Source organism: Ensifer sp. ENS10, assembly GCF_014852025.1.
In the GTDB taxonomy this organism is placed as follows: domain Bacteria; phylum Pseudomonadota; class Alphaproteobacteria; order Rhizobiales; family Rhizobiaceae; genus Ensifer.
This window is the reverse complement of the sequence record NZ_JACVAS010000007.1, coordinates 41,585-63,999: the sequence shown is the minus strand read 5'-3', so window position 1 is coordinate 63,999 and position 22,415 is coordinate 41,585. Positions and strand designations below refer to the sequence as shown.

The 22,415-nt window shown below is 63.4% G+C and carries 23 protein-coding genes; 9 read left to right on the top strand and 14 right to left on the bottom strand.

Features of this window, described 5'->3' with window-relative positions; genetic code table 11:
• Window positions 1-77 precede the first annotated feature (77 nt).
• Window positions 78-968, top strand: coding sequence for a DMT family transporter (locus IB265_RS22770; protein WP_057254754.1), 891 nt, complete (start codon window positions 78-80; stop codon window positions 966-968).
• 9 nt (window positions 969-977) lie between these two features.
• On the opposite strand, the gene IB265_RS22765 is transcribed toward IB265_RS22770, so the two are convergent.
• Complete coding sequence (locus tag IB265_RS22765; RefSeq protein WP_058321081.1) at window positions 978-1,415, bottom strand: cupin domain-containing protein; 438 nt, start codon at window positions 1,413-1,415, stop codon at window positions 978-980.
• Window positions 1,415-2,185 carry a hydroxyacylglutathione hydrolase gene (gene gloB, locus IB265_RS22760; RefSeq protein WP_057254755.1) on the bottom strand — a complete coding sequence of 257 codons (771 nt, stop codon included), beginning with the start codon at window positions 2,183-2,185 and terminating at the stop codon, window positions 1,415-1,417. The genes IB265_RS22765 and gloB overlap by 1 nt, the downstream gene beginning before the upstream one ends.
• An 81-nt stretch (window positions 2,186-2,266) precedes the next feature.
• Here gloB and IB265_RS22755 point away from each other — a divergent pair, with 81 nt between their 5' ends.
• From IB265_RS22755 to IB265_RS22745, 3 genes are all read left to right on the top strand, one after another.
• The gene (locus IB265_RS22755) at window positions 2,267-3,031 is read left to right on the top strand and encodes a class I SAM-dependent methyltransferase (RefSeq protein WP_093233941.1); all 765 of its coding nucleotides are present in this window, start codon (window positions 2,267-2,269) and stop codon (window positions 3,029-3,031) included.
• 145 nt (window positions 3,032-3,176) lie between these two features.
• On the top strand, window positions 3,177-4,283 hold the full coding sequence (gene hisC, locus IB265_RS22750) for a histidinol-phosphate transaminase (RefSeq protein ID WP_192495181.1): 1,107 nt from the start codon (window positions 3,177-3,179) through the stop codon (window positions 4,281-4,283).
• Window positions 4,283-5,206: a prephenate/arogenate dehydrogenase family protein gene (locus tag IB265_RS22745; RefSeq protein WP_057254758.1), complete on the top strand. Its 924-nt coding sequence runs from the start codon at window positions 4,283-4,285 to the stop codon at window positions 5,204-5,206. Before hisC ends, IB265_RS22745 begins: the two co-directional genes overlap by 1 nt.
• Before the next feature lie 61 nt (window positions 5,207-5,267).
• Here the strand turns inward: IB265_RS22745 and IB265_RS22740 are convergent, their stop codons facing one another.
• Window positions 5,268-6,278 (bottom strand): DUF2125 domain-containing protein, encoded by a 1,011-nt coding sequence (locus tag IB265_RS22740; protein WP_192495180.1) that lies wholly within the window; start codon window positions 6,276-6,278, stop codon window positions 5,268-5,270.
• A 202-nt stretch (window positions 6,279-6,480) separates the two neighbouring features.
• On the opposite strand from IB265_RS22740, the gene IB265_RS22735 reads away from it, so the two are divergent.
• A complete protein-coding gene (locus tag IB265_RS22735; protein ID WP_192495179.1) occupies window positions 6,481-7,032 on the top strand; it encodes a gamma-glutamylcyclotransferase in 552 nt (183 codons plus the stop codon).
• Window positions 7,033-7,036: 4 nt separating this feature from the next.
• On the opposite strand, the gene IB265_RS22730 is transcribed toward IB265_RS22735, so the two are convergent.
• The 4 genes from IB265_RS22730 to ftsE all read right to left on the bottom strand — a co-directional run bounded on the left by IB265_RS22730 (window position 7,037) and on the right by ftsE (window position 10,427).
• A complete protein-coding gene (locus IB265_RS22730) occupies window positions 7,037-7,828 on the bottom strand; it encodes a 1-acyl-sn-glycerol-3-phosphate acyltransferase (RefSeq protein WP_192495178.1) in 792 nt (263 codons plus the stop codon).
• A gap of 128 nt (window positions 7,829-7,956) precedes the next feature.
• Window positions 7,957-8,655, bottom strand: a complete 699-nt coding sequence (locus IB265_RS22725) for a YdcF family protein (protein ID WP_058321086.1) — start codon at window positions 8,653-8,655, stop codon at window positions 7,957-7,959.
• Window positions 8,656-8,752: 97 nt separating this feature from the next.
• The gene (locus IB265_RS22720; RefSeq protein ID WP_058321087.1) at window positions 8,753-9,775 is read right to left on the bottom strand and encodes an ABC transporter permease; all 1,023 of its coding nucleotides are present in this window, start codon (window positions 9,773-9,775) and stop codon (window positions 8,753-8,755) included.
• Window positions 9,768-10,427, bottom strand: a complete 660-nt coding sequence (ftsE, locus tag IB265_RS22715; protein ID WP_057254764.1) for a cell division ATP-binding protein FtsE — start codon at window positions 10,425-10,427, stop codon at window positions 9,768-9,770. The genes IB265_RS22720 and ftsE overlap by 8 nt, the downstream gene beginning before the upstream one ends.
• A 313-nt stretch (window positions 10,428-10,740) precedes the next feature.
• Between ftsE and IB265_RS22710 the strand changes: the two genes are divergently transcribed.
• The 3 genes from IB265_RS22710 to IB265_RS22700 all read left to right on the top strand — a co-directional run bounded on the left by IB265_RS22710 (window position 10,741) and on the right by IB265_RS22700 (window position 12,596).
• Window positions 10,741-11,403: a hypothetical protein gene (locus IB265_RS22710; protein WP_057254765.1), complete on the top strand. Its 663-nt coding sequence runs from the start codon at window positions 10,741-10,743 to the stop codon at window positions 11,401-11,403.
• Window positions 11,404-11,466: 63 nt separating this feature from the next.
• Window positions 11,467-12,012 carry a hypoxanthine phosphoribosyltransferase gene (gene hpt, locus IB265_RS22705; protein ID WP_057254766.1) on the top strand — a complete coding sequence of 182 codons (546 nt, stop codon included), beginning with the start codon at window positions 11,467-11,469 and terminating at the stop codon, window positions 12,010-12,012.
• 224 nt (window positions 12,013-12,236) lie between these two features.
• Window positions 12,237-12,596 (top strand): response regulator, encoded by a 360-nt coding sequence (locus IB265_RS22700; protein WP_057254840.1) that lies wholly within the window; start codon window positions 12,237-12,239, stop codon window positions 12,594-12,596.
• A gap of 118 nt (window positions 12,597-12,714) precedes the next feature.
• Here IB265_RS22700 and IB265_RS22695 read toward each other — a convergent pair whose 3' ends face one another.
• From IB265_RS22695 to argH, 4 genes are all read right to left on the bottom strand, one after another.
• Window positions 12,715-15,369, bottom strand: coding sequence for a TIGR02302 family protein (locus tag IB265_RS22695; protein WP_192495177.1), 2,655 nt, complete (start codon window positions 15,367-15,369; stop codon window positions 12,715-12,717).
• 203 nt (window positions 15,370-15,572) lie between these two features.
• Entirely contained in the window at window positions 15,573-16,841 is a 1,269-nt protein-coding gene (gene lysA, locus IB265_RS22690; RefSeq protein WP_057254768.1) for a diaminopimelate decarboxylase, read from the bottom strand.
• Window positions 16,842-16,959: 118 nt separating this feature from the next.
• Complete coding sequence (locus IB265_RS22685; protein ID WP_057254769.1) at window positions 16,960-17,154, bottom strand: lipoprotein; 195 nt, start codon at window positions 17,152-17,154, stop codon at window positions 16,960-16,962.
• A gap of 109 nt (window positions 17,155-17,263) precedes the next feature.
• Window positions 17,264-18,667 (bottom strand): argininosuccinate lyase, encoded by a 1,404-nt coding sequence (gene argH / locus IB265_RS22680; protein WP_057254770.1) that lies wholly within the window; start codon window positions 18,665-18,667, stop codon window positions 17,264-17,266.
• 26 nt (window positions 18,668-18,693) lie between these two features.
• Between argH and IB265_RS22675 the strand changes: the two genes are divergently transcribed.
• Window positions 18,694-19,365, top strand: coding sequence for a TlpA disulfide reductase family protein (locus tag IB265_RS22675; RefSeq protein ID WP_057254771.1), 672 nt, complete (start codon window positions 18,694-18,696; stop codon window positions 19,363-19,365).
• 71 nt (window positions 19,366-19,436) lie between these two features.
• On the opposite strand, the gene IB265_RS22670 is transcribed toward IB265_RS22675, so the two are convergent.
• From IB265_RS22670 to IB265_RS22660, 3 genes are all read right to left on the bottom strand, one after another.
• Window positions 19,437-20,309 (bottom strand): 3-hydroxybutyryl-CoA dehydrogenase, encoded by an 873-nt coding sequence (locus IB265_RS22670; protein ID WP_057254841.1) that lies wholly within the window; start codon window positions 20,307-20,309, stop codon window positions 19,437-19,439.
• A gap of 152 nt (window positions 20,310-20,461) precedes the next feature.
• Window positions 20,462-21,391, bottom strand: a complete 930-nt coding sequence (locus IB265_RS22665) for an electron transfer flavoprotein subunit alpha/FixB family protein (RefSeq protein WP_057254772.1) — start codon at window positions 21,389-21,391, stop codon at window positions 20,462-20,464.
• 22 nt (window positions 21,392-21,413) lie between these two features.
• Window positions 21,414-22,163 (bottom strand): electron transfer flavoprotein subunit beta/FixA family protein, encoded by a 750-nt coding sequence (locus IB265_RS22660; protein WP_057254773.1) that lies wholly within the window; start codon window positions 22,161-22,163, stop codon window positions 21,414-21,416.
• Window positions 22,164-22,415 lie beyond the last annotated feature (252 nt).

Below are 22,415 nucleotides of genomic sequence, written 5' to 3'. Positions count from 1 at the left end.
AAAAGGTTAAATACCACGAAGCACGAAGATTTTATCGGCGCAGGTTTCCGTGAGAGAAATCGCGCGAGGGGACGACTATGACATTCAAGGCAACGCTGATCGGTTTTTCCGCCATTCTGATGTGGTCGCTGCTCGCGCTGTTCACGGCAGCATCCGGCAAGATGCCTCCGTTCCAGCTTTCGGCGATCTGCTTCCTGATCGGCAGCCTGCCCGGCCTGGTGGTGCTGGGGATGAGGCCTGAGCGCATAGCGCTGCTCAAGCAACCCGCCAAGGTCTGGATCACGGGTATCGCCGGCCTCTTCGGCTACCACTTTCTCTACTTCACCGCCCTGCGCAACGCCCCGGCAGTGGAAGCCGGGTTGATCGCCTATCTCTGGCCGCTGCTGATCGTCGTCGGCTCGGCGCTGCTGCCGGGCGAGCGCTTGCGCTGGTATCATCTCGCCGGCGCACTCGCCGGCCTCGTCGGCACGATCCTGATCGTGGCGCGCAATGGCGTTGCCTTCGACGATGCCTATCTGCTTGGCTACGGCGCCGCCTTTCTCTGCGCCTTCACCTGGTCGGGCTATTCGCTCATCACCCGCCGCTTCGAAGCGGTCTCGACGGATGTCGTGACAGGATTTTGTCTTGCGACCTCGATCCTGTCTTTCGTCTGCCATCTGGCGCTCGAAACGACCGTCTGGCCGGCGACGACCTTCGAGTGGCTGGCGGTCGTCGGCCTCGGGCTGCTGCCGGTCGGAGCGGCGTTCTATGCCTGGGACTTTGGGGTGAAGAACGGCAATATCCAGCTTCTCGGCGTCGCGAGTTATGCGGCGCCGGTGCTTTCGACGCTGATCCTGATCCTGTTCGGTTTTGCCGAGCCGTCCTGGCGCATCGCGCTCGCCTGCCTGTTCGTGACCGGCGGCGCAGTGCTTGCTGCAAAGGACATGATCTTCCGCAATCGTGCGACGGTGGCCCAGCCGGCGGAATAACCGGGCTTGTTATCGCTTGGGCGGCTGCCAGTCGGGGGCCGCCATTTCGAAGGCGGCGAAATCAAATGCTGGCGCGACGGTGCAGCCGACCAGCGTCCATTCGCCAAGCGAGGCGGCGGACTGCCACCAATCGGCCGGGACCACGCCCTGCGGTCGTTCTCCGCTCAGAATGTCGGACCCGAGCCGCAGCGTCTCGGCGGATTTTCCATCTTCGGCGATGCTGAGTTCGAGCGGCGCACCGGCGTGATAGTGCCAAATCTCGACCGCGTCGCGGACACGGTGCCAGTGCGAGCGCTCGCCGCGCTCCAACAGATAATAGATTGCCGTCGAATGCCCGCGTGGGCCACCAGCCGTATCGCGGAAGGTCTCGAAGTACCAGCCGCCCTCCGGATGGCGCGCCAAACCGAGTGCCTTGATGATCTCCGCCGCCGATTGCGTCTCAGCCACTAGAAATTATCTTTCCGCTTGCGGATTTCGGCAAAGACCGTGGCATCGTCGGCGTTCTGCATTCCAAGATGGGCGCGGATGCCCGGGTCGGTGGCGCGCAGGAACGGGTTCGTGCGCTTCTCCAGGCCGATCGTCGTCGGTGCGGTGAAGCCGCCGTCGCAGCGCGTCTCCTCGATCTCGGCGGCGCGCGCCTTGAGCTCGGCATTCTCGGGGTCGACCGTGACCGCGAAGCGGGCGTTGGACAGCGTGTATTCGTGGCCGAAATAGACCGTCGTGTCATCCGGCAACGCCATCAGCCGGCTGAGAGACTGCCACATGGTCGCTGCCGTCCCCTCGAACAGACGACCGCAGCCCAGCGCAAACAGGGTGTCGGCGGCAAACAGCAGCCTGTCCTGCGGGAAGTGGAAGCAGATGTGACCGGCCGTGTGGCCCGGGGTCTCGATCACCTCGACGGAACGACCGGCAAAATCGAAGCGCTCACCATGGCGCACGGCCTTGTCGAGCCCCGGAATTTTCGAGGCTTCCCCGAAAGGCCCGATGATCGTGACGCCGAAGCGTTCCTTCAGGGCGTCATTTGCCGCCACGTGATCGCCGTGATGATGGGTCGTCAGGATGTGGGTAAGCCTCCAGCCGCGCCGCTCCAGCGCTTCCAGGATGGGCGCCTCTTCCGGCGCGTCGATAGAGGCGGTCAGGCCGCTTTCGGGATCGTGGATCAGCACGCCGAAATTATCGGTGCGGCAGAGGAAGAGGTCGAGTTCGAGCGCGGCCATGGCACGTCCTCCGGTCAGAAGAGAAGGAATGCTGCCGAATGTAGCGAGCCTTACCTTGAAGTCTACCGCTTCGAAGCTAACATGTTGCGAATGCACACCGATATCGTCGACCTGCGAGAATTCTATCACTCCGAGCTCGGCCGGATGGCGGAGCAATCCGTCACCATGGCGCTTTCGTCCGTCTGGGCGCGGCTCCCGGACGAGCGGCTGGTCGGCCTCGGCTATGCCGTTCCCTATCTCGAACGGTTCCGCAAGGACACGGAGCGCACCTTCGCCTTCATGCCGGCGGGGCAGGGGGCGGTGAACTGGCCGGTTGCCGAGCTCTCCTCGACGGCGCTGGTGTTCGATGAGGAGTTGCCGCTGCCCGACGCCTCGATCGACCGGGTGCTGATGGTGCATTCGCTGGAATTCGCCGAAAGCCCGCGGGAGACCATGAAGGAGATCTGGCGGGTGCTGGCGCCAGGCGGTCGCCTTATCATCGTCGTGCCCAACCGGCGCGGCGTCTGGGCGCGCATGGAACACACGCCCTTCGGTTCCGGGCGACCCTATTCGCGTGGGCAGCTGACGGCGCTGCTGCGCGAGACCAACTTCACGCCAGGTGCCACGGCGGATGCGCTCTTCTTCCCGCCGTCGAAACTCAGGGCGATCCTGCGGCTGCGTCGGGGCTTCGAGCGGCTCGGCCGTTCGCTCTGGCCGGTCTTCTCCGGCGTCATCGTCGTCGAGGCGCAGAAGCGGCTTTACCAGGGGCTGCCGGTCGCCGCACGCGCATCGCGCCGCGTCTTCGTGCCGGTGCTGGCGCCGCAGGGCGTGCCGAGCACGCGCGAGAGGCCGCGTCCCACCCGCTAACCTGCCTGGGAACCGCGGCGGACCCTCGACAAAAGCCGCTTGCGCCGCTAATGGCTTGACCTCTTTTCCTGCCTGCAGCGCCGCGCGCCTCCCAAGGCACGTATCGGTCGCTGCAGCACTTTGATGGCCAAAGAAAGCTGACCCGATGAGCCTTGCTTCGAAGAGCCCTGAGCCGCGTTCCGGCATCCTGGATATTGCCGCTTATGTGCCGGGCAAGGAGCACGCGCCGGGTGTCGCCAAGGTGCATAAGCTCTCGTCCAACGAGACACCGCTTGGCGCAAGCCCGAAGGCTGTCGAGGCCTTCCAGTCGGCTGCCTTCAACCTCGAACGTTATCCGGATGGCCAGGCGCGGGCGCTGCGAGAGGCGATCGGTGCTGTGCACGGCCTCAACCCGGCAAACATCATGTGCGGCAATGGGTCGGACGAGCTGCTCGGGCTTCTCTGCCACACCTATCTCGGGCCCGGCGACGAAGGCATCATCACCGAGCATGGCTTCCTCGTCTACAAGATCCAGATCCTGGCGGCGGGCGCGACGCCCATTACCGTCAAGGAGAAGGATGCGCGCGTCGATGTCGATGCCATTCTCGCGGCGGTCACCGAGCGCACCAAGGTCGTCTTCCTGGCGAACCCGGCCAATCCGACCGGCACCTACATCCCCGTCGATGAAGTCCGCCGGCTGCATGCGGGGCTGCCCGAGGGTGTGCTGCTGGTGCTCGATGCGGCCTATGCCGAATATGTGCGCCGCAACGACTATGCCGCCGGTCTGGAGCTCGTCTCGGCCAGCCGCAATGTGGTGATGACCCGCACCTTCTCGAAGATCTACGGTCTTGCGGGTTTGCGCATCGGCTGGATGTATGCACCGCCGGAGGTGATCGACGCGGTCGACCGTGTCCGCGGGCCCTTCAACCTCAGTGCGCCCTCTATCGCGGCGGGTGCTGCGGCGATCCGTGATCAGGCTTTCGTGGCAACGGCAGTCGATCACAATCTCACCTGGCTTGCGCGTGTCAGCGAAGCGCTCGAAGCGATCGGGCTGCGCATCACGCCCTCGGTCACGAATTTCGTGCTGATCCACTTTCCGGAAGAAAACGGCAAGCGGGCCGAGGAAGCCGATGATTTCCTGACCAGCCGCGGCTATATCCTGCGGGCGGTCCGCAGCTACGGCTTCCCCAATGCGCTGCGCATGACCATCGGCTCGGAAGAAGCCAACGAAGGCGTCATCGCGGCGCTGATCGAATTCATGGGACGGAAATAATGGCTCAGCAGTTTGAAACGATCGCCCTCATCGGCATTGGTCTCATCGGCTCGTCGATCGCGCGCGATATCCGCGAGAAGCAGCTTGCCGGTACGCTCGTCGTCTCCACGCGCAGCGAGGCGACGCTGAAGCGTACGCAGGAGCTCGGGCTCGGCGATCGCTATACACTGTCTGCGGCCGACGCCGTTCGCGACGCCGACCTCGTGATCGTCTCGGTCCCGGTCGGCGCGTCCGGTGCCGTCGCGGCCGAGATTGCCGCGCATCTGAAGCCCGGTGCGATCGTCACCGATGTCGGCTCGACCAAAGGCTCGGTGATCGCGCAGATGGCGCCGCATCTGCCCGAGACCGTTCATTTCGTGCCGGGGCATCCGATCGCCGGTACCGAGCACTCGGGCCCGGATGCCGGCTTCGTCGGCCTCTTCCGCGGCCGCTGGTGCATCCTGACGCCGCCGGAGGGCGCTGATGGGGAAGCGGTCGCGCGGCTCCGGCGTTTCTGGGAAACGCTCGGCTCGATGGTCGAGGAAATGGACGCCGAGCACCACGACAAGGTGCTGGCGATCGTTTCGCATCTGCCGCATATCATCGCCTACAACATCGTCGGAACGGCCGATGATCTCGAGACCGTCACCGAGTCCGAAGTCATCAAGTATTCGGCCTCGGGTTTCCGCGACTTCACCCGTCTCGCGGCATCCGATCCCACCATGTGGCGTGACGTCTGCCTGCACAACAAGGACGCGATCCTGGAGATGCTGGCACGGTTTTCGGAGGATCTCGCCTATCTGCAGCGGGCGATCCGCTGGGGCGACGGCGAGAAGCTCTTCGACCTCTTCACCCGCACCCGCGCCATCCGCCGCTCGATCATCCAGGCGGGCCAGGATACGGCGATGCCGGACTTCGGCCGGCATGCCATGGATCAGAAATAAGCTGAGCAAGTCGAGGAAGACCGAGGAACGGTCTTCCGTCCGGAAGCGGGTGTTCGACGATCTAGAGCGTCGGCAGGACGCCGATCGGGATGAAGGCGAGAAACGCCGTGCCGTCGCGCACGTTGAGCTTCACGGTCGCCTCGTCCTTGCCGTTGGCGAGCGCCTTCAGCATGTTCGCGGTGTTGTCGACGAGGTTGGCGTCGTCGGGAATCAGCTTGACCAGATTGGCCCGCCAGGCCTCGATATTCGTCATCGTCAGCGAGAACTCGCCGGAAATCAGTCCCTGATCGTTGACCGAGAAGGGGCCGGAAAGCTTGGCGTTCATGCCGGAGCCGAGATCTAGGGTGAGCTGTCGGAGTTCGCCCTTGCTGCCGCGAAACATCTCCGGTGTCGGTGTGGTTGCCATCCACCCGGCCTTGTCGGTGAAGGTCAGGTCCGCAGCCACCGTGGCCGGCGGCGCGTAGCTCGGGCCTTCCTCCGGACGAAGGTCGAGCTTGTCGACGCTCAAAGCGGCATCAAGATCCGCGCCGTTCTGGCGCAGGTGCAGTTCGCCGTGGCTGGCGCCGAAGCCAAGACCGTCGCCCGCAAGCGGCAGGCGCACTCGACCGGTGAGGTTGTCATAGGTGAGCGAGGTGCGGTCGACACCGGACAAGGTCGCACGCACGCTCGCATGCAGCAGCGTCCAGTCGGCGAAGACGTTGAGGCCGGGCGACGCCCGGATTTCGGCCGGGCCGTCGAGCTCGATTACGGCGTGGCCGGGCTGGTAGACCTGGGCGGCTGTGCGCAGCGCCCCGAAGGAGGCGGATGTGCCATGGCGGGTGTCGTCGAGGTGGACCTTGTCGCAGAAGAGGCCGATGCGGAACGGAAAGCCACGCACGTCCATGTTCGTGCATTCGCCGCCGAGGCCGGCGGCCTGTCCATCGGCAAGACGGGTCGTGAGACGCTTCTCGATCTGATCGGCGGCGAGGAACCAGCCGGCCGAATAGATGCCGGCGACAAGCACGATGCCTGCCGTCAGCCAGCGGAACTTCCGGCTGACCGGCGAGGGATTGGAAACTGCGGTTGCCGACATGGGCGCGGATACCTCACTCTAAACTGGACTGCGGCTGCCTTTCGGGTGGCGCCGTCGATCCGCAAAACTATTCTTGTCTTCGGGTGCACGAGGGCGAGCTTGTCTCTTTCGTGCCGAGATGCTGTGCCGTAGAAACCGACATGGCTGACCATTCCTACAAGCCGATGGTGATTCGGTGGCGAGAGCAGACAGCGCGGGTTGAATGACAGTGGATATGGACGAATTTTGGGTCTTTGGCTACGGGTCACTGATGTGGAACCCCGGCTTTGCCTTCGAGGAGAAGCTGACGGCACGCGCATTCGGCTATCGCCGGTCGCTCTGCGTGCATTCCTGGGTTCACCGCGGCACCGAACAGCGGCCGGGACTGGTGCTTGGGCTCGACCGAGGCGGCTCCTGCATCGGCACGGCTTTTCGCGTCGAGCGTGGGCAGCGGGAGAGTGTTACCGATTATCTGCGCGAGCGTGAGCTGGTGACGCATGTCTACAAGGAGCGCACGATGCCGGTGCTGCTTGCCGATGGACGGCGCGTGCCGGCGGTTGCCTATGTCATCGACCGCGACCACGTCCAGTATGCCGGAACGCTCAGCACCGGTGAGGCGGCCGATATTGTCGCCGTTTCGACCGGAAAATCCGGGCCGAACAGCGAGTATGTGTTCAACACGCTTGCCCATCTCAAGGAAATGGGCATCCGCGATCACTGGCTGGAAGAGGTGGTGGGCCTGCTCGAGCAGACACGCCAGCGTGCGCGGGCCTGATCGCTCAGGCCCGGCCGGCGGCCTTCAGTTCCTTCAGCCTTTGCTCGGCGGTTGGCGGCAGCGGCAGGTGCGGATTGTTCTTCACCGTTTCGACAAGCAGTTCGTCACTGGCCTTCTCCGTGACTTCCATGAGCTTGGCAAGGAATGCATCCGGATCCATGCCCGCCTCGACCGGCGGCAGGATGCGGACCTTGAAGTGGCCGGGAAAGCGCAAGAACTTGCGGCGCGGCCAGAAGAGGCCGGGATGCATGGCGACCGGCACGACCGGCACGTTGAGGTCGCGGTAGAGGCGGGCGATCCCGTATTTGTATTCCGGCGGAGCGCCCGGCGGGCGGCGCGTGCCTTCCGGGTAGATGATGAGTTCGCGGCCCGTTGCCATTTCCTGCTTGGTACGGTCCATGACGCTGGTCATCGCCTTGCCGCGGGCGGCCCGGTTTACCGGAACCATGCGCTGCTTGAGGATGTACCAACCGAACAGCGGGATCCAGGTGAGCTCACGCTTCAGAATGTAGAAGGGATCGTCGAGCCAGGGGAGCAGCGCATAGGCATCCCAGAAGGACTGGTGCTTGGGAGCGAAGATGTAGGGGACCTTCGGGAGGTTCTCCAAGCCTTCGATCTCAAAGGTCGTCCCGACCACCTTGTCGAGCAGCCAGTGATTGCTGCGCACCCAGTTCTTGGGAACGAACCAGGCCTTCTTGCGCGGCAGCAGGAAATAGATCGGCGTCAGCACGATCATCTGCACGATCAGATTGGCGTAGAACACCATGTTGAAAAGGATCGAACGCAAGACGATCATCAGGCACGCTCTCGTAGGCGAGTTCTTAAGGGGCTCGGCGTCAGGCCGATTGATCGCTGCCTACACGAAACCGTGCCGAAGGAAAACTGCCCTCTCTCACTTTAGGCCGGCGCCGTTCTCGAAGGCCTCTATTCTTCCGCCGGCGTGGCACGTGAGGAATCGGTGCGCAGGCCGCTCGTCGGCCGAGCGCCGGCGAATTCGCGAACCGATGCGATCGTATACTTCCCGAACTCCAGGAGGATCGATTTCAGTACCATCGGGTTACGCAGCCAGTTCGTCGTCTTCAAATCGGAATTGACCACCGGGTAGGGGATGAACTCCGTCTCCGGGCGGGTGCGCCGAAGCTCCAGCAGACTGCGCGGCATATGGTAATTGTTGGTGACGACGAGCACGCTCGTATAGCCGCGATCACGGATCCATTGTGCGGTCTCCGTGGCGTTGCCGATCGTATCGACCGCCTCATGACCGATATCGACGCAGCATTTGAAGAGATCGGCGGAGCTCTGGGTGTTGCGGCGGATCTGGCTGCCGGTGGTCGTCGGGTGGACGCCGGAGATCAGCAGGCGCTTGCCGGCGCCGCCCTTCAAGAGATCGACCGCCTGATCGATGCGCTGGAAACCACCGGTCAGGACGACGATCGCATCCGCCTTGGGATGCACGGGCGGCTGCAGCGATGCGACGGTGTCGGCGAAATTGAGGAAGGCGCCGATCAGGAGCGCGAGCGGTAACAGGAGGACGAAGAAGGTTCGCCGGAGAATTTTGCGCAAGAGGCTGCGGGGCCGCCGGCCATCGTCGGCTTTCCCCTGCCATTTGCCTCCTCCGGCCATCCCGTTCCCGCGTAATTCTCGCGCCATCATGATTCTCTTCACATAGCCACAGATTACGGCAAGGAATAGATCGAGGCACGGCGAAACATCGGGCGGTTCAGCTCTGGTAGAGATCCGTGCGGCCGGGGTCCGAACGGATGAGGTCGATCTCGTAGATGGTGCGCATGACCGTGAGGCGCGCGGTCACGGTCGTCAGGATGGCGATGACGACGATGATGGCGGCGATACCGAGATAGCCACCATAGCCAATGGTAAAGGTTCCGAAGAGGGCGGTCGCCTGATCGGTCTGCGGTGTTGCCAATGTCTGCGACTGCCAGAAGCCGGCAAGCGCAAAGGACAGCGCGGCAAGCAGGCCGCCGGTGCCGGCACCCTTGAGGCTGATTCTCAGAAAATGCTTCTGGAATTCGGAGGCGACGAAACCGGCCTCGGCACCGACGAAATGCAGCACCTCGACGATGTGGCGGTTGCCGGAAAGGGCGCCGCGGGTGGCGAAGATCACCGTCAGCACCATGGCGGAGAACACGAGGGCCAGCACGCCGGTGCCGATCATCGCCGTGGTATTGGCCATCGCGACGAGCCGGTCGACCCAGGTGCGGTGATCGTCGAGGAAGGCCTGCGGGATCGTCTCGGTCAGCGCCTTGCGCATAGCGGCGAAATCGGGCGGGTTGTTTTCGTCGATGGTGATGATGATCAGCCGCGGCACCGGTAACTCGTCGAGATCGAGGCCTTCGCCGAGCCAGGGTTCCAGGAGGCGCGCGGTGGCGGCGCGATCGACGATCTTGCCATCGGTCGTGCCGCTGAAGGTCAGTGCCAGATCGCGGGCATCGGCGAGCGCCTTCTCCATGTCGAGGCTATCGTCCGGCTTGATCTGGACGGTGATCTCGCGGGAGATCTGCGACTGCCAGCTCTGGGCCGTTGCCCTGACCATGCTGACGCCGCCGAGTGTCAGGCAGGCAAGGAACGACATGATGGCGATCACGCACATCAGCGCATGCCCGGAGACATTGGTCGAAGGCACGATCGGGCCGGTCGGCCGCACGCGCATTTCCGTCCGGCGTTGTTGCGGCTCCGACGCCTGCTCGGGCGCATCCTTCTGGCGTTTCGTGCGGCTGTCACTCATAGATGTCGAGCCGCCCCTGCGAAAGGATCATGCGTCGCGCCTCCACCTGATCCATCAGCGACAGATCGTGGGTGGCGATCACCACCGCGGTGCCGAGCCGGTTCAGCTCGAGGAAGAGATTGAGGAGGCGCCTGGCCATCGGCGGATCGACGTTGCCGGTCGGTTCGTCGGCAAGCAGGATCTCCGGCCTGTCGATCAGCGCCCGCGCGATCGCCGCGCGTTGCTTCTCACCGCCTGAAAGAACCGGCGGCAGGACATTGATGCGCTCGCCGAGGCCGACCCATTTCAACAGTTCCAGCACGTCGGCGCGATAGCTCGATTCCTCCTTGCCGCGGACGCGCAGCGGCAGAGCGACGTTCTCATAGGTGGTGAGATGGTCGAGCAGGCGAAAATCCTGGAAGACGATGCCGACGCGCCGGCGCAGCATCGGGAACTCCTCGCGCGGGATCGACGAGATGTTGCGGTCGAACATCCGGATCAGGCCGCGCGTCGGCTGCAGCGAGAGGAACAGCAGTCTCAAAAGGGTGGTCTTGCCGGCGCCCGACGGACCGGTCAGGAACTGGAACGAACGGCGCGGAATATCGAAGGTCAGGTCCCGGAGGATTTCCGGTCCCATGCCATAGCGCAGTCCGACGTTCTCAAAGTGAATCAAGCGGCAGCCCAGTCTCTCTCACGGCCCTGCAACCGACGGCCGGTTCCGGTCCTCCGCGCATAGGACGACCAGCCTCGAAAGGCAAAACCGCCAGCGGAATCATGGTTAAGCAGCGGTTAATTTTTCATGAAAAGGTGCCGCTTTCGCGACGTCTTTCCGAAACATTAACCATTCCGGTTTACGTGTCGGAAAGATTTGATGCAATGCCTAGATTCTTGCATGCCAAGGGTTCGCGCATTGCCCGATGGTTTCGCAGTCGAGGCGGTAGGTCGAGTGGCCGCACCGGGCCCCTGTGGGACAGGAGGAACTGGTCATGCATGCATTCCGGACCAAAACCGCCGGCGCTTCGGCGGACTTCCTGCCGCCCGAACGGGGCGGTCGTGAGGCAGCCGCGATGCCGCGACGCGTCGACTATGTCGATGCCGAGTTCGAGGTGATTGCTCCCTCGTCGCGCCGAACGCCCTATCCGGTGTTCAACGACAACGCCAAGATGGGAAATCAGAAACGGCCGACCTTGACGGTCGTGGCCGACGAAACATCGCTTGCCGGCCGACTGTTGAGCCTCGCCGAAGCGCGGCTGCGCGACATGCCGGCGCGCCGCTTCGCCGGCCTGGTCGCGGGTTTCGCACTCGCATCCTTTCTGGTGATCGTCGGTTTCGCGGGCGACGGGCAGGCCGATATCCAGCCGCTTGCGATATCAGGGGTCACGAGCTCGCTCGACTATTCCGGCGGCATGCGGGTGCTTTCCGTCTACGGCTCGATCGACAACCGCTCCGATGTCGAACAGCGCCTGCCGCTCGTCGTGGTGGGGGTGGCAGCCAACGGGCGCCAGGTTACGACCACGCGCGTGATGCCCGAAGGCGCGGCAATCGCGCCGGGCGAGAGCCGCCATTTCAGGACGCGGCTGCCCTATGCAGGTGGAAAAATGCCCGATGTGACGGTTTCCTTCGCTGAAAACGGTGTTTCAGCCCGCTGATTGTGCTAAGCGGCGCGGATGGGAAGGCTTTGGTCTTCCGGATGAAACGCTGGAGAAGCCTTGATGCCCGTTGTTCGCGGTAAGAATATCGAACCTCTCTACACGGCCGAAACGATTGCCGCGCGCAACAGCGAGTTGGCCGGGATGATCGTCAACGGTCCGCACAAGGATCTGCTGGTGATCGCGGTGCTCAAGGGATCGTTCATCTTTGCTGCAGACCTGATCCGCGCCATGCACAACACCGGCCTTGCACCGGAAGTCGAGTTCATCACGCTGTCGAGCTACGGGCTCGGTACGGTCTCTCAGGGCGTGAAGATCATCAAGGATATCGACAGCGACGTGCATGGGCGTGACGTGCTTTTGATCGACGACATTCTCGAATCCGGCCGGACACTGCGTTTCGCCAAGGAGCTGATGTACGAGCGCGGCGCGCGCAACGTGACGATCGCCGTGCTGCTCGACAAGCGCGTCAAGCGGAAGGTCGAGCTCGAAGCCGATTATGTCGGTTTCGAATGCCCCGATCACTTCGTTGTCGGCTATGGCATGGATGTCGCCTATGCCTTCCGCGAGCTGCCTTTTGTAGGTGTCGTCACCGGCGATGCCGAGTAAGGCGTGTCAAAACGGCACGCCGACCCTGAAATCCGGTCGCCGCGCGTTTACCGAACACAAACGAAAAACTGGTTGGTTGGGGATGTACCGCGTGGTGATTCCCTATCGGATTGGCGGTGCTGCAGCGCCGTCGTGTCCGGTCGATGACCGACGCCCGCTGTAACCTTTTGGATCAGGTGCGGGCGTCGGCGTGAAAGCCGCGCCTCGGAAACGCGGAGGCCATGATGGCGAAAATCCTGATTACCGAGGACGAGGATGCGTTGCGTTCCTTCGTCGCGCGGGCACTGAAGCTCGACGGCCATGAGACGGTCGAGGCGGGCGACGGTGCCGACGGCCTTGCCTGCCTCCAGAGCGAGGCTTTCGATCTCCTGCTTTCCGACATTCGCATGCCCGTCATGGACGGCATCGAGCTGACGCATCAGGCGTCGGCTGCCTTTCCGGCAATGAAGATCCTGCTGATGACCGGCTATGCCGAACAGCGCGAGCGGGCCGACGATCTGGCCGACAAGATCGTCGACGTCATCTCCAAGCCGTTTTCCCTTCCCGATATCCGCAAGGCCGTTGCGCTCGCGCTGGCTGCCTGACGAATCCCAATCCGACAACTGATTGCTGCCGAGGTCGTGGGCTTGAGGCTACGCGCCGCAACGCCGCGCCTCGGGAGCACCGGAATATCGGATCGGCTGGCCCGAACCAGCTACGGGCTCATTGCATGTCGAGCAGGCGCTCGAGATATTGCCGCTCGGCCTCCGGCGACAGGTTATCCCCGAGCCGGCGGCGGATCTCTTCGAGGATCTGACGGGCGCGTTGCGTGTCAAATTCCTCGGGCACCTTCACGTGGTCGCCAAATTCCGGACCGCGGTTGTTCTGGGGCCTGCCAAGCGGGTCGCGGCCGTTCTGGCCGAATTGCGGGACGCCCATGCCGGGGCCCTGACCCTGGCTCTGCATCTGGTTCATCATGTCCTGGGCGCCTTGGCGCAGCGCCTGTAGCGCACGGCCTTGATTGCCCACCGCCTGTTCGCCCTGGCCCTTGCCAAGCGCGCCGGAGGCTCCGTCCATTTCCCGCTGGGCTTCGCCGAAACCCTTGCCCGGCTTGATGCCCATGTTTTCGAGGCTCTTGTTGAGTTCTCCGAGCTGCTTGCCAAGCGCGTCTTGCTGCTGCTTCAACTGCTTGAGCGCATCCTTCAGCTGTTCGGCGGTCATCTCGTCGAGCGGGTTGGGCTGGCCATTCGGATCGCCGCGCTGTTCCGGATCCTGCGGCATCTCCTGACCGAAGAGCTCGTTATCCTCGCCCTGCAACGGGTCGCCGCGCTGCATCCGGTCGCGCTGCGCCTGGTCGAGCTTGAAGGTCTCGTCCATGAGCTTTTGTTGATCCTGCAGCAATTTGCCGAGCTTCTCGATCTGCTGACTCATGGCATCGTTCTGCTGGCCCATCTGCTGCTGGCCGCGGCCGGCCTGCAGATTGTTCATCATCCGCTGCAGTTCCGACAGCAGCTGGCGTGCCTGATCGCGCGCGCCGGAGCGCGCCAGGTTCTCGATCTGGTTCATCATCCTTTCGAGGTCCTGCTGGCGCAGGATGTTGTTCGGGTTCATCTTGCCGGCCATGCGCGGGTCTTTCGCCGCCTGCTGGGCGAGGGCCTGCATGTACTCCTGCATGGCCTGGCGCAGCTCCTGCATCAGCTTGGCGATTTCCTGGTCGGACGCATTGCGCTCCAGCGCGTCCGAGAGCGCCTGCTGTGCGTCGCGCAGGCGCCGCTCGGCGAGTGACAGGTCGCCATCTTCGATGCCGAGCGCGATCTCCCATAGGTATCCGGCGGCGTCACGCAGCATGTCTTCGTTGTAGGCAAGGGCCATGCGCGTGCGAGCCGATTTCAGCAGCAGGAAATGCGTGAGGTTGGGGATCCAGTCCTCGGCAAGCGAAGCAACGGCATCGTTGAGGTCGAGCGCGCGCGGCAGGTCGTTGGCATTGAGGGCGAAGACCTGGCGTTGCTCGGCGACCGCGCCGGCGAGCGGCTGGATGAACTGGCGGGCGGGCAGGATCATTTCATGCGGCGGGCTGCGGCCCTCCTGGCCTGCGGCGTCGCGGGCGACGAGGGTGACCTTCACGCGCTTGCCGGCGAGCGGGTGTTCGCTGAGGTTTCGGCTGGTCGTGCCCTTGGCTTCGCGCGCGTTGCGGCGCGGCAGATCGAGCCGGTATTCCGGCAGCGGATAGAGCGGGCGAGCCCCCTCTGCGGCTTCGTCGAGTGGCTGGATCTCGGCCCAAGCCTGGGCGATGCCGTAATCATCCGTTGCAGCGAAGGTGATTTCCAGCGCCGCATTGACGGTTGGGCGAGGAATGCCGTCGAAGGAGATCTGCGGCACACCATCCGGAATGATCTTGAAAGCCCAGCGCCGATCCCCGACGACGAGCTCGCCGTCCTTGACGACCTTGTAGACATGGTTGCGCACGGCATTCGGGTTGCGGGCAGGCTCTGAAGCAGCCATTTCGGCGACCTTGGGCCCGGCTTCGCCCACCTTCGGCTTGGGCTTCGTTTCCCCGGCTTTCTCGCCGGCCGCCGGAATGGCGATTGCCTTGACCGCGCCGCTTTCCGCATAGCGGACGATCTGGTCCGGTCCGGCCCCGGTGACACGGACCGTCAGGTCGCTGAATTGCGGGATGGTAATGGCCCCGGTGTCCTCCGCAGCCGATACGGCCTCCGGCTTTCCGGTGAGGAAAATCGGGGCACGGCCGGTATAGGCGGGTGGCGTCACCCAGGCATCGATGCGGATATCGGCCGTTTCGACCGCAGCCTGCGGCAGGCGCAGCGCGTCGCTGAGCAGGCCGGCGCGGTTGGAGTAGGAATAGGCGAAGGCGACACAGGCGAGAAGCACCGGTACGGCACGCAGGGCAAAAGGATCGTGTCGGGCGATATCAGGACGCGGAAGCCCCGTCTCGAGCGCGCCGATCATCCGTGCCATGCGGGCCTGGTGCTCGCGCCACAGCGCTTCGCCCAGTGGATTGTCGGTTGCCGGCCGATCGTCCTGGACGCGGATCGCCTGGTGGGGCAGGGCGTTGCGCTCTTCCAGCATGCGGTCCGCGTCGACATTTCCGGGCAAACGGATCCGCGTCAGCGGAAACAGCGATGCGAGAAAACCGATGGCGAAGGCAAAGAGGGCTGCGGCATGCAGCCAGAACGGTGCCACGCGGAAGAAGCCGAGCCAAGCGAAGGCGAGAAATAGAAGAACGATAGAACCGGGCAGGAGGGTGCGCGGCAGAAGCTGTTCGGCGACCAGCACCCAGCGCGCCAGCCATCTCTTCAGTGCCAGGGTTCTCGAAAACGGCTTCGGTTGTGGCGTTTCATCCTGCCGGAATTGCGTCATCCGCCCAAGTTTCCTTTCGGTCGCCCGTCTACGCTCGTGGCTGACCCTATATCGTAAAGCGAGATGCGGCCGGAGACGGCGCAGCTTAGCTTATTCCGCTGGCCTTCAGGATACCATCGTTTGTGGCGAAGACGAGGGCGCAAACAGAATCGTGATCGCCCGGGTGGCCGATCCACATATTGTCGTCGTTGGTGCGGATCGCCTCAGGCGAGCCAGTCCGGAACCGAATCGAGGCCGATCAGGGCATCATAGTCCTGACGCGGACGAACGACGTGGAAGCGGTCGCCCTTGACCAGAACTTCAGGGATCAGCAGACGGGAATTGTAGGTGCTGGCCTGGACGGCGCCATAGGCACCTGCCGAGCTTATGGCGAAGAGATCGCCGGGCTTCGGCATCGCCATCTCGCGATCGAGCGCCAGGTAGTCGCCGGTTTCGCAGACGGGCCCGACGACGTCGGCACGGATGCGCGGCGCGTTGGCGGCGGAGATGCGAACAGGGCGGATCTCGTGATAGGCCTCATAAAGCGTCGGGCGGATGAGGTCGTTCATCGCGCCGTCGACGATGACGAAGGTCTTGTCGCCACCATCCTTCACGTAGATCACTTCGGTCACGAGGATGCCGGCATTGCCGACGATCAGCCGGCCCGGTTCGGTGACGATCTTGCAGCCGAGCGACTGCAGCTGGCTCTTGACGATTTCCGCATAGGCATCCGGCAGCGGCGGCGGGTTGTTGTCGTCCTTGTAGGGAATGCCCAAGCCGCCGCCGATATCGACGTGGTCGATCGAGTGGCCGTCGGAGCGCAGCGTGTCGACCAGCTCGCGCAGCAGCTTGAAGGCGTCGTCGAAGGGCTGCAGTTCGGTGATCTGGCTGCCGATATGCATATCGATGCCCGTGACCTGGATGCCGGGCAGCGTGGCCGCATGTGCATAGACGGCGCGGGCGCGCTCCCAGGAAATGCCGAACTTGTTTTCCTTCTTGCCCGTGGAAATCTTGGCGTGGGTCTTCGCGTCGACGTCAGGGTTGATGCGGAAGGAGACATGGGCGCGCTTGCCGGCGCGCACGGCGCGCTGATTCAAGACTTCGAGTTCCGGCTCGGACTCGACGTTGAAGCAATAGATGCCGGCGTCCAGCGCCAGGTCCATTTCCTGCGGCGTCTTGCCGACGCCGGAGAACATGATCCGGCTTGCGGGAATGCCGGCTGCAAGGGCGCGGCGCAGTTCGCCGCCCGAGACGACGTCGACGCCGGCGCCCAGGCGACCGAGCGTCTTCAGCACCGCCTGGTTCGAGTTGGCCTTCATCGCATAGCAGACCATCGCGTCCACATCGGCGAAGGCCTTGGAAAAGACCGTGTAGTGGCGCTCGAGCGTGGCGGTCGAATAGCAATAGAAAGGCGTGCCGACGGCGCGCGCGATGTCGGTGACCGGCACGTCTTCAGCGTAGAGGATTCCGTCGCGGTACTGGAAGTGGTTCACGGGCTGCAGCTCGGCTTTTGCGCAATTCCAGGAGAGTATGAAGCGGTTTTTCGTCCGGAATTGCGTAATTTCAAAGAGTTAGATCAATTCAATGCTTCGTTGGAAACGATGAGCGGATCTAGAGGAGGGGATCGAGCAGGAAAGGACGGTCGTCCGGTTTTTCCTTCTGCTCGACGGTTCCGGCGGGCGCCTTGGTGTTGATCGGCGCCGTCGAACCGGGGCGGTCGAGATCGCCCTTGCGTCCGCAACCGACAAGAACCAGCCCGGGGATCGCCAGCAGGAGCGCAAGCCGGGCCGCCTTCGTGAATGTCATCGTTATTTTCCTTCGCGGGACTGATGCTGGTGCGATGTCTTATCGATTTTTCCGGCGCTTGTGCACCCTGAATTTGCGGGCGGAGGCCGCCCACACCTTCGCTCATCCCTTAGTTTCGGGCGCGCCACCAGGCGATCTGTTTGCGAACCTCGTTGGGCGCAGTGCCACCGAAGGAGGTGCGGCTGGCAACCGAAGCCTCGACCGTCAGAACGTCGAAGACCTTCTCGGTGATGTCGGCATGGATCGATTGCAGGTCGGCAAGCGAGAGATCCGCCAGATCGCAGGCCTTCTGTTCGGCAAGTGCTACGGCGCGGCCGGTGACGTGGTGGGCGTCGCGGAAGGGCAGGCCCGCCTCGCGCACCAGCCAATCGGCAAGATCGGTCGCGGTCGAATAGCCGGAGCCGGCGGCCGCCTTCATGCGGTCGGTGCGAACAGTCATGTCGCGCACCATGCCGGTCATGGCGGCAATCGCCAGCTCGAGGCTCTCGGCGGCGTCGAAGACCTGTTCCTTGTCTTCCTGCATGTCCTTGGAATAGGCGAGCGGCAGGCCCTTCATGACCGTCAGAAGTGCGACCAGCGAACCGTTGATGCGGCCGGTCTTGGCGCGCACCAGTTCGGCAGCATCCGGGTTCTTCTTCTGCGGCATGATCGAGGAGCCGGTCGAAAACGCATCCGACAGGCGGATGAAGCCGAATTGCGGCGTCGACCAGATGACGATCTCTTCGGCGAGGCGCGACAGGTGCGTGGCCGTGATCGATGCCATCGACAGGAATTCGAGCGCGAAGTCGCGGTCGGACACGGTGTCGATCGAGTTGCGGGTCGGGCCGGCGAAGCCGAGCGCCTTGGCGGTCATGTGCCGGTCGATCGGGAAACCGGTGCCGGCGAGTGCGGCAGCACCAATCGGGCTTTCGTCCATATGCTCGATGGCATGGCGCACGCGCGAACGGTCGCGGCCGAACATTTCCACGTAGGCCATGCAATGGTGGCCGAAGGTGACCGGCTGCGCGGTCTGCAGGTGTGTGAAGCCCGGCATGACGGTATCGGCATGTTCCTCGGCACGGTCGAGGAAGGCGGCGATCAGCGCCGTCAGCGCCTTCTCGGTGCGCTGCAGCTCTTCCTTGACCCAGAGGCGGAAGTCGAGCGCCACCTGGTCGTTGCGCGAGCGGGCGGTGTGCAGGCGTCCGGCCGAGGGGCCGATCAGCGTCGCAAGCCGCGCTTCGATGTTCATGTGGATGTCTTCGAGGCGGCGCGAGAACTCGAACTGGCCGCTTTCGATCTCTGACAGGATCGTGTTGAGGCCGTGAACGATTTTGTCTTTGTCTTCAGTCGAAATGATGCCTTGATGCGCCAGCATCGTCGCATGCGCTATTGAGCCGCGGATGTCCTGGGCATAGAGCTTCTTGTCGAAGCCGATCGAGGCATTTATCTCCTCCATGATCGCGTCCGGACCCGAGGCAAAGCGACCGCCCCACATTTGGTTGGAGGATTTCGTCTCGGAATTGCCGTCAGCCATGAAGAATGCCCGCCTTGGAGAATGAAATGCCCGACCAGAAGAAATCCCCCCCGGCCGTGAAACTGTTCGCGCTCGCCGCCCTGTTTGGCGTGATCGTCGGTGCGGCAGCGGTATACGTGAAGGAGACGGGGTCTGGCAATGGCGAGGCGACTGAAACGGCCAGCACCAGCTGCCCGCTGACATCAGCCAAGGTCGCGTCGCTGACGCCGTTCATGAAGGGTCATGTCGCCGCCATGTCGCCGGCTTCGTCGCCGCGGCCGATCGCGCTCGACTTCAACGGTCCGGACGGCAAGCCGACCAATGTTTCGGCCTTTGCCGGCAAGACCCTGCTGGTCAACCTCTGGGCAACCTGGTGCGTGCCCTGCCGCGAGGAAATGCCGGCGCTCAACGCGCTGCAGAAGTCGCTCGGCAGCGACAAGTTCGAGGTGGTGGCGATTAATATCGACGTCGGCGACGACGAAAAGCCGAAGGCTTTCCTCGACGAGACCGCCGTGCATGAGCTTGGCTACTACCGCGACGCCTCCATGGGCGTCTTCAACAACATGAAGAAGGAAGGCCTTGCCTTCGGACTGCCGGCGACCTTGCTGCTCGACGACAAGGGCTGCCTCATCGGCTCGATGAACGGCCCGGCCGCCTGGGACAGCGACGATGCCAAGGCGTTGATCAGCGCCGCTGTCGCCCCGGCAGTCGGTAGCTGAGGCGGGATCGGTAGGTGCACAAAACAAAAACCCGGCGGATTGCCGGGTTTTTCTTTGCCTTTGACGACAAGTTAGCGGGTCGGAACCGGAATCTCGCCGCGGTAGTCGTAGAAGCCGCGGCCGGATTTGCGGCCGAGCCAGCCTGCCTCGACGTATTTCACCAGCAGCGGGCAGGGGCGATACTTCGAGTCCGCCAGGCCGTCATAGAGCACCTGCATGATCGACAGGCAGGTGTCGAGGCCGATGAAGTCGGCAAGCTGCAGCGGACCCATCGGATGGTTGGCGCCAAGCTTCATGGCCGTGTCGATGGCCTCGACGCTGCCGACGCCTTCGTAAAGCGTGTAGATTGCCTCGTTGATCATCGGCAGCAGGATGCGGTTGACGATGAAGGCCGGGAAATCTTCGGCGACCGTTACGGTCTTGTCGAGCGTCGCAACGAACTCCTTGGCGGTCTTGAAGGTCAGCTCGTCAGTGGCGATGCCACGCACGAGCTCGACCAGCTTCATGACCGGAACCGGGTTCATGAAGTGGATGCCCATGAAATGCTCGGGACGATCGGTGGCCGAGGCCAGGCGCGTGATCGACAGAGAAGAGGTGTTGGTCGCCAGGATCGCTTCCGGCTTCAGGATCGGACAAACCTGGCCGTAAATCTTGCGCTTGATCGTCTCGTCTTCGGTGACGGCTTCGATGACGAGGTCGGCCTGCGACAGGTCGTTGATGTCGGATGAGCCCTTGATCAGGGCCAAGGCGGCTTTGCGGGCCTCGTCGGTCATCTTGCCGGACGATACCTGGCGGGCGAGGTTGCCGTTGATGGTGGCAAGGCCCGCTTCGATCCGTTCAGCGGCAAGATCGTAGATCTGCACCTTGTATCCGGCGATTGCCGAAACATGCGCGATGCCACAGCCCATTTGCCCGGCACCAATAATTCCGACAGTCTTGATCATCGCGGCGAACATCCATCTTCAAAGGTTTGGCGGTGAGGCCGCCATCAGACACGCAAACCGGGCCGGTTTGGCCGGCCCGGTAGATTGTTAATGCCAAGTCCACGCTTTTGCCAGCCCTTTTCATGGGTGGCGGCGGGCGGCTCTTGCCGCGGTTACAGGGCCTTCTGCAACTCAGGCAGCGCTTCGAAGAGATCGGCAACCAGGCCGTAGTCGGCGACCTGGAAAATCGGTGCCTCTTCGTCCTTGTTGATCGCGACGATGACCTTCGAGTCCTTCATGCCGGCGAGGTGCTGGATGGCACCGGAGATGCCGCAGGCGATATAGAGATCAGGTGCGACCACCTTGCCGGTCTGACCGACCTGCCAGTCGTTCGGCGCGTAGCCGGCATCGACAGCGGCGCGCGAGGCGCCGACGGCAGCACCGAGCTTGTCGGCAACCGGCAGGATGACTTCCTGGAACTTCTCCGAGGAACCGAGCGCACGACCACCGGAGATGATGATCTTGGCCGAGGTCAGCTCCGGACGGTCGGACGACGACAGGGCGTCGGCGACGAAGCTGGAGACACCCGGGTTGGCGGCAGCCGCGACACTTTCGATCGCAGCCGAACCGCCTTCTGCGGCAGAGGCGAAGGAGGCGGTGCGCACGGTGATGACGCGCTTGGCTTCCGTCGTCTGCACCGTCTGGATGGCGTTGCCGGCATAGATCGGGCGCTTGAAGGTGTCGGAAGAGACGACCTCGATGATTTCCGAGACCTGGGCGACGTCGAGCAGCGCTGCGACGCGCGGCATGACGTTCTTGCCGACCGAGGTCGCCGCTGCGACGATCGTGTCGTAGTTGCCGGCGAGCGAAACGATCAGGGCTGCCAGCGGCTCTGCGAGGTTGTTGGCAAGCGAGGCATCGTCGGCGACGAGCACCTTGGATACCCCGGCAAGCTTCGATGCCTGTTCGGCCGCTGCCTTGGCGCCGCTACCGGCGACCAGCACATGCACATCGCCGCCGATCTTGGAGGCGGCGGTCAGCGCCTTGGCGGTCTGGTCGGAAAGGTGGTTGCTGTCGTGGTCAGCCAGAAGAAGAATGGCCATGATGATATCTCCCTTCCTTAAATCAGAGCACGCCGGCTTCGGTCTTGAGCTTTTCGACGAGCTCGGCGACCGACTTGACCTTGATGCCGGCCTTGCGGCCCGACGGCTCCTCGGTCTTCAGCACCTTGAGGCGGGCAGCGGTGTCGACGCCGAAGTCCGCAGGGGTCTTCTTGTCGAGCGGCTTCTTCTTCGCCTTCATGATGTTGGGCAGCGAGGCGTAGCGCGGTTCGTTGAGGCGCAGGTCGGTGGTGACAACTGCCGGCAGCTTGATGTCGATGGTCTGCAGACCGCCGTCGACTTCGCGGGTCACGGTTGCCTTGCCATCGCCGATCTCGACCTTGGAGGCAAAGGTGCCCTGGGCCCAGCCGAGCAGAGCCGACAGCATCTGGCCGGTCTGGTTCGAATCGTCGTCGATCGCCTGCTTGCCGACGATGATCAGGCCCGGCTGTTCGGCTTCGGCGACGCCCTTGACGATCTTGGCCACAGTGAGCGGCTCGACCTGGTCTTCGGTCTCAACCAGGATGGCGCGGTCGGCGCCCATGGCAAGGGCCGTGCGTAGCGTCTCTTCGGCCTTGGCCGGACCAACGGAAACGACGACGACTTCCTCCGCCTTGCCGGCTTCCTTCAGCCGCAGCGCTTCTTCGACCGAGATTTCGTCGAAGGGGTTCATCGACATCTTCACGTTCGCGAGCTCGACGCCCGAACCGTCTGCCTTCACGCGAATTTTGACGTTGTAGTCAACCACCCGCTTCACCGTCACAAGTATTTTCATGGATTCTTCCCTCCAAGAGCTTTCGCAGGAAAATGCGCCTTAACGGAGCCGCCTGATTGTCGGTTGGCGACATCGATACGCGTTTTTTCTCCAATTACAATCGCTGTGCATGGCGCTAAATCGATATAATCCCGAGAATTGGAATGACGTTTACGTACACGTAAGATAAGCGGATGGCAAGCGGGTTCCGAGGCCAGTCTTTTACAGGTCGTCAATGCGGGGCCGGGGGCAGGCAAGTCCTTGAAAAACCGC